Below are 12,537 nucleotides of genomic sequence, written 5' to 3'. Positions count from 1 at the left end.
AGCAAACATAATCTAAGGCTCATTGTGGTTTGTTGGTTTTAGGCGATGATCAAAAATAGCTCGATATTCTGCGGCCATCTCTTTATAGGGAATGATGGTTTTTCCATCAGCCAGCGTAGCGCTTTGTCGATCAAAATCGATATAGATATAGCTGAGGTTCGGCATAATAAGAACTGCATTTGGCTCATTGTGGAGCGTTTTCATATAAGCGGATACAACACGTAGCCTTGTTGGGTCGATAGCCGTTCTCAAATCGATGCCGTTGATTTCTGATACAGGTTCAATCTGCATCAAATTAATAATAGTTGCAAAAATGTCCGCTTGGCTAACCGGCGCCGTTTCATTGATTCTCAGTGTTTCCAAGAATTCTGCCGGTGGGAATACCATTAACGGGTTGTGTATAACGCCGGACCCATAGCCTGAGTTGAATGATGTTTTGTTTTGCGAGATATCTTGGCCATGATCGGAAGAATAGAATACCCAGGCATTTGGGTCTCGCTGCCTGATATTTTTGACCAATGTCTCAAGGTATAGGTCTGTGTATAACACAGTGTTGTCGTAGGCATTAATACCGTTAGGCTTCTCTTCTGGAAGGAATTTTTTGATCGACTCAGGCGAGTGGTTGCTATAGGGGTAATGACTACCGTTCATCTGCGCCACTAAAAGCATAGGTGCTTTTTGATGATCACCTAATGATGAGTCAAGGAAGGGAATAATACCTTCTTTAAGTACTTTCATATCATCCGCCCCTTCTGAGACGGAAACTGAGACGCTGAAGTCTGTACCTGGTTTGTAGAAATCTAAGTCTTGATCAACAAATATTTGATCTACATTTCGCCACTGAAAGTCTTGAGCCGTTATTAACGCCGTTCTGTATCCCGCCGCTTTGGCGTAATTGAAAATAGTGGGGCTACTATAGACGAGGCCGTGAGGATCGATTCCTTGTAAGCCTGTGAGCATATAAGGCACTGAGCTAAGTGTACGTGTGCCTATACTGACTGCATTGCGATACAACAGCATCTCGCCACGTTCCATCATCCCTTGTAATCTTGGTGTTGTTTGCCGTTCATATCCGGCAATACCTGTGTGATCTAGGGTAAGGGATTCACCAACTACAAAAACTATATTGGGTGCGTTACTGGCGGGTTCTTGAGCGGTTAACACTGGTTTGTCAGCTAACTTGCCTTCAAAGGCATTTCTTTCGATAAGGTTAGGAAACACGCCAGCGTAGGCGACTGAACTAAATTGATATTTGCTAATGCCATACCAGCTAAATGAGACAAGTAAAAAGAACAGTGATGCAACAATAAAGCTACCGCCTCTAACCCACCATTTAGGTTTGAGGTTTAAGCGGAAAAGTAACATTAAGAGCGGGAGCTCTATCGCAAGTAATAAGATCGGTTTGAATATAATGGCGTTATCAAGCCATAACTCTAAGGTCAGTAAGGGATCGGCAGCGACAAATCGTAGATCAAAGACCGTGACAAAATTTCGATAAATGGAAAAGTAAGATTGTTGGGCGATTTGGGTGCCCAAGATAAAAAATAGAAATATAGATCGAACCGGGCCGTTTTTACTTGGCGAGATGATCAGCATAAGGAGCAATAATGAGATTAGGCTGAAGCTATAATTAACCCAAAACCGTTTTCCCTCCCAATTTTCTATGAGCCAGTTTATATCGCGAACTAACAATAGATCACATAGCGCGAGACAAAGAAAAATAACTAGGAATGCACGTTTGGGTGCAGATCTTCCTAGGTTTACTAGCTTAATGAATAATTGTTCCATTGTTTCTCGATTAAAGGTTGTTTTTATTTATCTAAAAGCAACCGAGTAAAATAAGGTCTTGGCTCACGCTGATGGTGGCCTTGTTTGGTAAATTGGGCCAAAGAATCGATTATTTAAAGTTGAGAATCATACAATAATTAGCAAAAAACACCCAATTTCTATGCAAAAATAGGGCTCGAGCGTTTTTTTTATAGAAGAGGGCAAGTTAGCGACTGAGATAATTCCAATTTGTTCTATTGAGGATTAGAATGTCAGCCCTATTTACACTCATCATTTTTTCATCTCTGTCGCTTTGCCCCGTGTAAGGGGATTCATAGGCACAGCAGGTAATTACTTAAAGGAAGGTATCATGGCTACTGCATTTGGCTCCGTTTTTATGCCGGAAATGTCAATCACTTGGTTTGACGGTTCAAGCTGGAGTGCGGTCGAAATGGTCCCGAGTAATAGTATTCAGCTACACCCTGGTGCCCATGTTTTACATTATGCCAGCACCTGTTTTGAGGGGCTTAAGGCATTTCGACATGACGATGGCTCAGTTAAAGTATTCCGTATTGATCGCAATGTAGCTCGTTTGGCACAAAGTGCACGTTTATTGGCACTACCTGAATTAGATGAAAAATTTGTGACTGATATGATTTTGAACACGGTTAAACGTTTTGCGTCTGATGTGCCACAGCCTCCGGGTTCAATGTATATTCGTCCTACGTTGTTTGGTACTGAGCCCGCTGTAGGTAAAGCCGCCGCACCTTCTGAAACCGCTTGTTTTTACGTGTTGTTATCGCCGGTAGGGGATTATTTTGCGGGTGGTGATCGTGCGTTACGTATTTTGGTAGAAGATCAAGGTCTGCGCTGTGCACCTCATAATGGCATGATCAAAAGTGGTGGCAACTACGCGAGTGCGCTTTTACCCACCATGAAAGCTAAAGCGGAGCATAAGGTCGATCAGGTTTTATTCTGTCCAAATGGGGATGTTCAGGAAACCGGCGCGGCAAACTTCCTATTAATTGATGGTGATGAAGTGATCACCCGCTCCCTTGATGATAGTTTCTTGCACGGCGTTACTCGTGACAGCGTTTTAACGATTGCTCGCGATTTAGGTATGAAAGTTTCGGAGCGTACAATTACCGTTGATGAGATGCTTGAACGCATTAAAAAGCCGGGTTGTGAAGCTGCTTTGTCAGGCACTGCTGCTGTTCTAGCACCTGTTGGTACTATGGTTTACCAAGATAAAGAATACAAAGTAGGTAACGGTGGTATTGGTGAGACTACCGTTAAACTACGTACTGCTTTGAATGATATTCAGTGGGGAAAAGCTGAAGATAAGCATGGTTGGCTGACTGACGTTTAATTTAAACACCTTGTGTTTTGCAAAGGCGGACTTTTTAAAGTCCGCCTTTTTTATTATTTGTTGATCGCTTTTTGCCAAACCGTGGCGACCGCTTCCCTTAGGTCCTTCATCTCTGAAGCTGATATTGTATTTGTTAGGTCTTGCATTGATTGTGTATGGCCTACGGCACGATAAGCTTTATAGGCTTCTCGTAGTATTTCAGCCTCTTGCTTTTCCAGTAGGCCTACATTCTCAACGGCATCCAAAATTCGAATATTATCGGTAAACTGGTACAGTTCGGGGTATTGATTTGAGTAATTGAGTACGAGGTATTGTACTAGAAACTCAATATCTACAATGCCGCCTCGATCATGTTTTAAATGAAAAACTTGATTGCTTTCGCTCTCTTTGCTGCCTAAATGCTGACGCATTTTTTCACGCATCTCAGTGACATCATCTATCAACTGCTCGGTATTACGTTTTTTGCTGAGGATCTCGCCGCGAACCCGTTCAAAACGTGTTTGTAGTGCTTTATCACCAGCGACGACCCGCGCACGCACTAACGCTTGATGTTCCCATGTCCATGCTTCTTTCTGTTGGTATTCAGCAAAGGCTTTTAATGAGCTGACTAACAAACCTGAGTTACCGGAAGGACGGAGTCGCATATCCACTTCATATAACTGGCCTGAGGTAGTAAAGGTGTTGAGTATATGGATTATTTTTTGCCCTAAGCGGGTATAAAAAACGGCATTGGCGATCTGTTTCTCTCCATCAGTAAAGAGATTTGGGTCTGCATCATGGATAAAGACAAGGTCCAAATCGGATCCATAGGAGAGCTCTATACCACCCATTTTACCGTAGCCCAAAACGATAAAATCAGGGCTGCAGGGAACGCCAGCTGTTTTTTGTGGTAAACCGTGCTTTTCGGTCATGAGTCTCCAAGCGATATCAACAACCGCTTCGAGTATAACTTCAGCCGTCCAAGTTAAGTAATCACTTACTTTCATTAGAGGAAGAGCACCGGTTATCTCTGATGCCGCAACTTTTAAGACGTGGGCATTTTTGAAGTAACGTAACGCATCCATGAGTTGTTCGGTATCTTCTTCGGGTATACGTAATAGCTGCTGGCGTAGCTCACTATCTAGCTGTTGCTTGTCAGGTGGAGCGTAAAGTGTGTTTTGATCGATCAGCTCATCCAGCAATATTGGGTGTGTTTTTAGCTTCTCTGAAAACCAGCTTGAGGCTGAGCAAAGCTTAACGAGTTGCTGTAGAGCGTTGGGGTTTTCAGCTAAAAGTACTAAGTAAGCGGAACGACGTAATATGGCTTGAATTAACTCAAAAACACGGCTTAATGTTTCAGTTGGATTGTTAGTTTTAGTCACTTCCTGAAAAAGAACTGGCAGCACTAAGAGTAAACGGTCTTGTGCTATTTTCTGGAGCATTTGTACTGTCTTTGATTGGCGTAGGCTATCAATAAGTGCCCATGCCTTTTCTGGGGTATCAAAACCTTGTTCTTTTAAAATAGCTTCTGCTTGAGTGTTTTCTAACTCGTCATTCCAGAGTGATAGCCATAATTGTTGATCGGTTAACGTTTGCTCTGGGTCTTCCTCTTCGCAAGGAGCGATCAGATCAGCAAAGTGCTTACGCACATTTTTTCGCTGTTCTTCGAGGCTGTTTGAAAAGTCGTCCCATCTGTTAAATCCCATGCTAAATGCAAGCCTGAGTTGTTCTATTTCTGTTGTAGGAAGCTCCTGAGTTTGTTTGTCAGCAACCGCTTGAATAGCATGCTCTGTATTACGTAAAAACTCATAAGCTTGCATTAGTTCATCGGAAGCTACTTGAGGCATACCGACGGCTTCAGGAAGGAGAGGGAGAATGTTACATAACTCCCTTTGTTGTAGCCTTGAGTCTCTGCCGCCACGTAAAAGTTGGAATACTTGTGCGATAAATTCAACTTCCCGTATGCCGCCAGAACCGAGTTTAACGTTATTGTTTAACCCTTTGCGACGGACTTCACGATTGATCATATCCTTCATTTCCCTTAGGGAATCAAAGGCGCTGAAGTCTATATATTTGCGATAGACAAAGGGACGAAGAATCCCCATAAGTTCATAGCCTGCATCTTTGTCGCCAGCCATGACGCGAGCTTTAATCATGGCGTAGCGTTCCCACTCACGGCCATGCTCTTGATAATATCCTTCCATCGCATCAAAGCTAATAGCTAAAGGTCCCGCTGACCCGAAGGGGCGTAACCGCATATCGACACGAAAAACAAAGCCATCAATGGTTGTGTTATCGAGAGCTTGAATGAGCTTTTTGCCTAAGCGAATAAAGAAATCTTGGTTATCTAGGCATTTTTTACTGCCGTCGGTCTCGCCGTTTTCAGGATAGACAAAGATGAGATCTATATCAGAGGATAAATTCAGTTCGTTTGCGCCGAGTTTGCCCATACCCAGTACCACCATGCGTTGTGGCTTTTTGCTCTCGCGGCCTATAGGTTTTCCCCAGCGTTCACTGGCTTGTTGATAGAGCCAGTTCATCGTTTGCTCGACACAGGCGTCGGCTAACCAGGAGAGTTCGCGGGTGGTTGTGCGCATATCGCTGAAACGGTTTAAATCTCGCCAGATTAAGCGTACTTGTTCGCGTTGCCTAAAACAGCGTACGGTTTTATGTAGCTGTTCTTCAGTTTCTAATGGCGCAAAGAGTGATTTTAAACTGTTTTGATAGTGGTCATACTCATAAGTGGAATATAGATCGCCACTGGTGAGTAGTTCAGGAAGCATTTCAGGGTTACGACTCAGCTGTTCAGCAACAAATGTGCTACCCGTTAATGCTCGGGTTAAGTCATCGGCAAAGGATGTAGGGGATGACTTAATCTGCTCTAAGACAGGCGCAACTTGATCCCAGTTTTGTTGTAAGAGGGGGTGAAGCGCTTTGGGTAGTTGTTCCAGCTGCGGTTTCAGCATGAGTAATATGGCTCCTGAGAAGAATTCCTTAATCGTATCAGTGCTCGTTTGCCCAGTTCCTGATTGTGGTCAGGCACTGGGCGATGATTAAATACTTATTTATCAAATAGCGTTTGCTTCGCGAGCTGTTTATGGTTGTCATTCCAGCGGTTGCGCCAGGTTTTCTCGATTAGCTGCTCTGAAATTAATAGAGCAAGCACACCAGGCTCTGCTGTTTGTAATAGAACATTGATTCTGGCTGTAGCTTGTTCGGCCTGCTGTTTGAACCAGCGATTATCTTTATGTCCTGAGAGTAACGCTGTTCTACGCCATGCGTCTATATCTCTAAGTTGACGTATTAATTTTGTGAGTAGTTTATCTATTACCCCATCGGGTTCTGTAGGAATAATAGTGCTAAAACTTTCATAGCACGCACTTACATTTCTTAATGATTCGAGGGCAAGAGGTATGAACTTCCAGTTATTGGTAAAGTGCCAGGCTTCAAAGTAACGAGGCCACAAGCTGAGTTCATTTTTTAGCAGTTGAATAAAGCCCTGTTCAAGGTTGGTGGTAGCATCAAGTTGTGCTGCCGTGCGATAGACCTCATAGTTTTCTGGTTGCAATAAGCGGTAGCCGCGCTCTGCTTTGCTTACATCACTAATATAGAGCGGAACATGTTTAGCTAACTTAAGAGCGAATTTTACTAACTCTGATCCATTACCTTCTAGTAATTCGAGCTCTAATTCACAGATTGTGTCTTCTTTACCAGCCGCAGTTACTGTGCCTTGGTCTAAAGCTATCTCTGCTTTTAATACCTCTCCTTGGCTATCTAAGCTATCTAAGATCCAAGTCGTACGTTGGAAGTCAGTTGTAAATACCGGCGCTATATTACTCTGTAGGGTTTCACTATTGAGCGCTTTTGGCCATTCAGCAGAGGCGAGTAATTGGAAATCTAATTCCGGTGAATTGAGCAGCCACTCCCACTCATTCCTGCTGTGCAAGCCCGCTTCAGAAGTGCCGCTACTTTTTAGCGTTTGAATCAGTTGCTCTCCTTTTTTACGAATACGTAAGGCAACCTTATGCTGTGTGAGCAGCTGGTCAGGGGTGTCATAGTAGGTGTTGCCCAATTGCTCCGTTTTTAGCTCTCGAATTTGTTGAGACCTAAACAGCGGTTGACGCTTTAGGGATTCAATATGGTGTGGGCTTAAGGTTAGTTTGAGTTCTACTTCAAGTGCCATCGTTTTATTCTCTATACTCTGGAGTCAGGGAATTTTTTATTTTTCTTATTATTTAAGTTCAGACTTCGGCATTAGATTAATATTAATGCGGGCGGTCTAATATGGTGCAGTTTACCTCAGCTGCAGCGGGAAAACCCTATCTAAACTGAACCGCTAGGCTTAAAATGGTTTTTAGACCTTATCCGCCATGATAATTATATTAAAGGCGTTAAATCTATCTTTGTTTGGAGTTGCTGATGTCGAAGAAATGCCCTGATCTGGTCGCTATGTTGTCGCAGTTGATCGCAAGTCCCTCGGTCAGTTGTACTCAAGCTGATTGGGATCAAAGCAACCTGCCTGTTATTGAACTGTTGGAAGGCTGGTTATCTCATTTGGGTTTTGATACTGAAGTGATTCCTGTTGAAGGACACCCAGGTAAAGCGAACCTTATAGCGACTTTAGGAAAAGGCCCTGGTGGATTAGTGCTTTCTGGCCATACGGATACAGTCCCTTTTAATGCTGAACGTTGGCAAAGTGATCCTTTGACGTTGACGGAAAAAGATAACCGTTTTTATGGCTTAGGCACTTGTGATATGAAAGGTTTTTTTCCAATAGCAATTGAGGCCGCGAAGACGTTTCTGGATCAGCCGTTAAAGCAGCCGCTTATTATATTGGCGACTGCAGACGAAGAGAGTTCGATGAGCGGTGCTCGTGCCTTAGCCTCAACAGGCAAGCCTAAAGCCCGTTACGCTGTGATTGGTGAACCTACAGGGATGAAGCCAATCTATATGCATAAAGGCATGATGATGGAATCAGTTAAAATTGAGGGGAAAGCCGGCCACTCGTCAGACCCCTCACTGGGGGCCAATGCATTAGATGCGATGCATTCTGTGTTGTCAGAGCTGATCTCTTTTCGGAATGAAATGAAGCGTGATCATCAGAATAGTGCTTTTAAAATTGCAGAACCAACGCTTAATTTGGGATGTATTCATGGCGGTGATAATCCGAATCGTATCTGTGGACATTGTGAGTTGGAATATGATCTTCGCCCTCTACCCGGAATGAGCTTAGATAATTTACGAGAAGATGTCAGTCGGCGTTTGGCTCCCTTTGCAGATCAATTCGGTGTTGCGATAACGACAACATCACTGTTTCCTGGCATTCCCTCTTTTGCAAACCAACGGGATTCGGAGCTGGTGCGAACCGCTGAAAAGTTAACTGGCTTCCAAGCGGAATCGGTTGCGTTTGGAACAGAAGCGCCGTTTTTACAAAATTTAGGCATGGATACGATTGTGATGGGGCCAGGGTCGATTGATCAGGCGCATCAACCGGATGAGTATTTGGCTTTTGATCAGATAAAGCCTACAGTAGCCATACTAGAGAAAATGATCACTCAATACTGTTTGTAGACTGCCGTGAACGACGAAACTAAACAATACGTTAATTGGTTCCGCCACTCCTCTCCATATATTAATGCTCATCGTGGAAACACCTTTGTATTGATGTTGAGTGGGGAGTCGGTTGCCGAGCCTAACTTTGCTAACATTGTGCATGATATTGCGCTGCTGAACAGCCTTGGAGTGAGGTTGATTTTAGTGCATGGATCACGCCCACAAATTAGTGAACGGCTACAACAGAAGTCGATTCCATCACAGTTGCACCATCATCTGCGGGTGACGGACCAAGAGACGATGACCTGTGTAATTGAAGCATCAGCCATTGTGCGTGCTGAGATTGAAGCACGTTTGTCACTAGGGCTGCCGAATACACCTATGGCAGGCTCTCGTATAAAGGTCATTTCTGGCAATTTTGTAACGGCCAAGCCCGTTGGTGTTTTAGATGGTATTGATATGGCCCATACGGGTGAAGTTCGCCGTATAGATCATGAAGCAATTGTCCAGCAATTGGATGATGGCAATATCGTTCTTTTATCCCATTTAGGTTACTCACCTACAGGTGAGTTGTTCAATTTATCAGTCGAAGATGTTGCTACTTGTGCAGCAACAGCATTGAATGCGGATAAATTAATTATTTTTGGTGCTGATAATGGGGTGTTTGATAGTGCAGGGGTGCTACGCAGCGAACTCTTAACACGTAAAGCTGAACGGTTGGTGAGTCATTACTTGTCCTCATTAGAGGATACAGATCAACCGCATACTGAACTTTCACGTCATTTAGAAGCGGCCGTTGATGCATGTCGTAAAGGGGTTAAACGGTGCCACCTCATTAGTTTCAAAGAGGATGGTGCCTTATTAGCGGAGCTGTTTACCCGTGATGGCTCTGGAACGATGATCCTCTCTGAATCTTATGAACAGCTAAAGAAAGCAAGTATAGAGGATGTAGGTGCTGTATTAGAGTTGATCCGTCCTTTAGAAGAGAATGGGACTTTGGTACGCCGTTCCCGTGAGGTCTTGGAGAACGAGATAGAGCGTTTTACCTTAATTGAGCGTGACGGCGTTGTTATTGGCTGTGCTGCTCTATATCCGTTTGCAGATGAGAAAGTTGGCGAGCTGGCCTGTGTTGTTGTTGCCTCTGAATATAAAGGCGGGGCAAGGGGCGATGAGCTATTACGCGCGGTGGAGAAACAAGCTAGAGGACAAGGTTTAGAAAAGTTGTTTGTTCTGACGACAAAAACAGCTCATTGGTTTATTGAGCGTGGTTTTGTTGAAAGCAATGTTGATCAACTCCCTAAAGAGAAGAAGGCGCTTTTTAACTTACAACGGAACTCTAAAGTTTTTATACGGGACTTGGGCTAACTTTTTTGTATAAGGTTAGTCAGGAAAACGGATAATAAAACAGGCGCCACCTAAAGGTGAGTTTTGCACTTCAATCTCTCCCTGGTAGCTACTGATAATATCGGTGGCTACTGACAGACCTATCCCTTGGCCTTGAATCGAAGTATCTAAGCGCTCCCCGCGTTGTAGGATAACCTGACGCATATCTGGGGTAACGCCCGGTCCATCATCACAGATAGAGAGCTGTAATTCGTTATTAAGATGAGTGCCGGATACGCAGACTTGACTGTGACCATATTTAAACGCATTTTCCATAATATTGCCGAGCACTTCCATTAAATCTCGTTCATCACCGTAAAAGAGCAGATTATCAGCAAGTTGCACGTCTGTGCGTACCGTCTTATGTCTATATACCTTACCTAGGGCTGCAAGCATTCGTTCAATAATCGGTGTCACTTGTACCGATTTCCCTAGAGGTTTTTGATGGCTTTTTACTGCACGAGTGAGCTGATATTGAACGATCTGATCCATTCGTTCCACCTGCTCAGCGACTAATGTTTGGTAAGTGTGCAGTTCATGTTCTTCGAGCTCTGCTCCTCTCATTACAGCGAGTGGCGTTTTTAAACTATGGGCAAGATCTCCTAAGGTATTGCGATATCGTTCCCGTTGCTTCCTTTCGCTTTCGATCAGTTCATTTAGGTTTTCTGTGACCGGTTGAACTTCATCAGGATAGTGCCCACCTAATTTATCGGCGTTGCCTGATTTAATCGCTTTTAGATCTTTCGCTAATCGTCTTAGCGGCGTTAAGCCCCAGCTTAAAATCAGTGTTTGTGCGAGCAGCGCGACAAGAAAAATAATCCCTAGCCAGACAATTAATTGCTGCTCATAAGCGGTGATGTCGCGTGTAACTAATTCGTCGGACTCCATCACAGTAAAGAGGAATGAGTGCTCTTTTCCTTCAGTTTCCCAAATAACACGTAATTGGAAACTGAAAATTCCTGCGTCGTGTTTATGCTCGAAAAGTGGCTCGCCGGTATTAATCCCCCCTAAACTGATAACTTCAGATAGTTTTGGATCATCCAATAGAATGGAGGATAAAGAGCGCCAAAGAAGCTTACCATTATTGTCATGAATCGCAGCGTATAGACCTGAATTGACTTGTTCATAGCGTGGTTCCTGAAGGCGCTCAGGGAAGATTATATGGTCTTCTTTTAGCTCTACAGCACCTAAAAGTAGATAAACTTGCAGTTGGAGACGGTCCTTAACTGCATTTTCTAAACTGTAGTTATAAGCTTTACTTAAGGCAATACCAGCAATGAGAAGCACAATTGGTAATATGACAGCTGAGGCAATAAGTAAGCGCCCCTGCAATGAGTGCAGGGGGGATTTTACATTCACTCGTTATCCTTAGATGTATTTAATGCAAAGCGATAACCTAGCCCGCGAACCGTTGTAATTGGGTCTAGGTTTTGATCGGGATCTAATTTTTGACGTAATCGACGTACAAAGACTTCTAACACATTACTATCACGGTCAAAATCTTGATGGTAAAGGTGCTCGGTTAATTCGCTTTTTGAAATGGTTTTACCCGCGTTTAATACTAAATATTCAAAGGTACGATATTCGTAACTTGTTAGTTTGACTGCTTCATCGTTACGATAAACAACACGTCCTGTGGTATCAATTTTAATGGGCCCAAATTCAAGAACCGGTTTTGAATGCCCTGCTGCACGTCGTAACAGGGCATTAAGGCGTGCGGTTAGTTCTTCCATATGAAATGGTTTGACTAGGTAGTCATCTGCGCCGGCTTCTAAGCCTTCTACTTTGTCCTGCCAATCGCCACGTGCAGTGAGAATAATAATTGGAAATTCTTTACCCTCTGCGCGCCAGCCTCGAATCACTTCAATTCCTGATAACTTAGGTAGTCCTAAGTCGACAATGGCCAGATCGTAGGGATACTCTTCACCCATATAAAGTGCTTCTTCACCGTCAGCACTTTCTTCTACAGTGTAATTATTACTTCCCAATGCCGTTACGAGTTGGCGGCGTAGATCTGGATCATCTTCAACAACGAGTAATTTCATGTCTGATTTAGTCCTTTTCAGGCTTGACGATTTTACCGTTGAGGCTATCTATCAAGATATCCTTAACACGGCCTTCGTTTACAATACGGATTACGTATACGGCTCTGCCATTATGCTCAGATGCTTCTGTTTTGATTACATTCCCTGCTGAATGTTTAGTAGCAATTTTCATCGCTTGTTTTGGCGATAAAACATTCTCTTGCCCATTTGCAAATGCATTATGACTAAAACCTATAAGGAGAGATGTAAATAACACAGCAATACGTAAATGCTGGTTGAGCATTGTAGAACCTCATACTTTATTGGTGGGAATAGTATCCCGTATCCGCTATCAAGTAGTAAATAGAAATGTTTATTTAACTTAACAGTGCGTGCTGGAAGTATAGAGGTAAGTCTAATGCGTATAAACTGTATAGGGAGTGAATAGTGACTAGGGTATTG

9 protein-coding genes are annotated in these 12,537 nt (G+C 43.5%); 3 read left to right on the top strand and 6 right to left on the bottom strand.

Features of this window, described 5'->3' with window-relative positions; all coding sequences use genetic code 11:
- Positions 1-12 precede the first annotated feature (12 nt).
- Entirely contained in the window at positions 13-1,788 is a 1,776-nt protein-coding gene (locus A3774_RS09935; RefSeq protein WP_067866754.1) for a phosphoethanolamine transferase, read from the bottom strand.
- Positions 1,789-2,137: 349 nt separating this feature from the next.
- On the opposite strand from A3774_RS09935, the gene A3774_RS09930 reads away from it, so the two are divergent.
- Positions 2,138-3,136: a branched-chain amino acid aminotransferase gene (locus A3774_RS09930; protein ID WP_067866752.1), complete on the top strand. Its 999-nt coding sequence runs from the start codon at positions 2,138-2,140 to the stop codon at positions 3,134-3,136.
- A 53-nt stretch (positions 3,137-3,189) separates the two neighbouring features.
- Here the strand turns inward: A3774_RS09930 and glnE are convergent, their stop codons facing one another.
- Positions 3,190-6,081, bottom strand: a complete 2,892-nt coding sequence (glnE, locus tag A3774_RS09925; RefSeq protein ID WP_067866750.1) for a bifunctional [glutamate--ammonia ligase]-adenylyl-L-tyrosine phosphorylase/[glutamate--ammonia-ligase] adenylyltransferase — start codon at positions 6,079-6,081, stop codon at positions 3,190-3,192.
- 95 nt (positions 6,082-6,176) lie between these two features.
- Positions 6,177-7,298: a CYTH domain-containing protein gene (locus A3774_RS09920; protein WP_067866748.1), complete on the bottom strand. Its 1,122-nt coding sequence runs from the start codon at positions 7,296-7,298 to the stop codon at positions 6,177-6,179.
- Positions 7,299-7,534: 236 nt separating this feature from the next.
- Between A3774_RS09920 and argE the strand changes: the two genes are divergently transcribed.
- Together argE and argA are read left to right on the top strand one after the other, a co-directional pair.
- Complete coding sequence (gene argE / locus A3774_RS09915; protein WP_067866743.1) at positions 7,535-8,686, top strand: acetylornithine deacetylase; 1,152 nt, start codon at positions 7,535-7,537, stop codon at positions 8,684-8,686.
- Positions 8,687-8,692: 6 nt separating this feature from the next.
- Positions 8,693-10,033 carry an amino-acid N-acetyltransferase gene (argA, locus tag A3774_RS09910; protein ID WP_067866742.1) on the top strand — a complete coding sequence of 447 codons (1,341 nt, stop codon included), beginning with the start codon at positions 8,693-8,695 and terminating at the stop codon, positions 10,031-10,033.
- A gap of 15 nt (positions 10,034-10,048) precedes the next feature.
- On the opposite strand, the gene A3774_RS09905 is transcribed toward argA, so the two are convergent.
- Genes A3774_RS09905 through A3774_RS09895 form a run of 3 tightly spaced genes read right to left on the bottom strand, consistent with a single transcriptional unit; the run spans position 10,049 to position 12,379 of the window.
- Entirely contained in the window at positions 10,049-11,410 is a 1,362-nt protein-coding gene (locus tag A3774_RS09905) for an ATP-binding protein (RefSeq protein ID WP_067866741.1), read from the bottom strand.
- Positions 11,407-12,096 (bottom strand): response regulator transcription factor, encoded by a 690-nt coding sequence (locus A3774_RS09900; protein ID WP_067866739.1) that lies wholly within the window; start codon positions 12,094-12,096, stop codon positions 11,407-11,409. Before A3774_RS09900 ends, A3774_RS09905 begins: the two co-directional genes overlap by 4 nt.
- A gap of 7 nt (positions 12,097-12,103) precedes the next feature.
- Positions 12,104-12,379 (bottom strand): PepSY domain-containing protein, encoded by a 276-nt coding sequence (locus A3774_RS09895; protein ID WP_067866737.1) that lies wholly within the window; start codon positions 12,377-12,379, stop codon positions 12,104-12,106.
- Positions 12,380-12,537 lie beyond the last annotated feature (158 nt).

The organism is Neptuniibacter marinus, assembly GCF_001597725.1.
GTDB classification, from domain to species: domain Bacteria; phylum Pseudomonadota; class Gammaproteobacteria; order Pseudomonadales; family Balneatricaceae; genus Neptuniibacter; species Neptuniibacter marinus.
The sequence above is the reverse complement of the archived record's forward strand: the minus strand, read 5'-3'. Positions and strand labels throughout refer to the sequence as shown.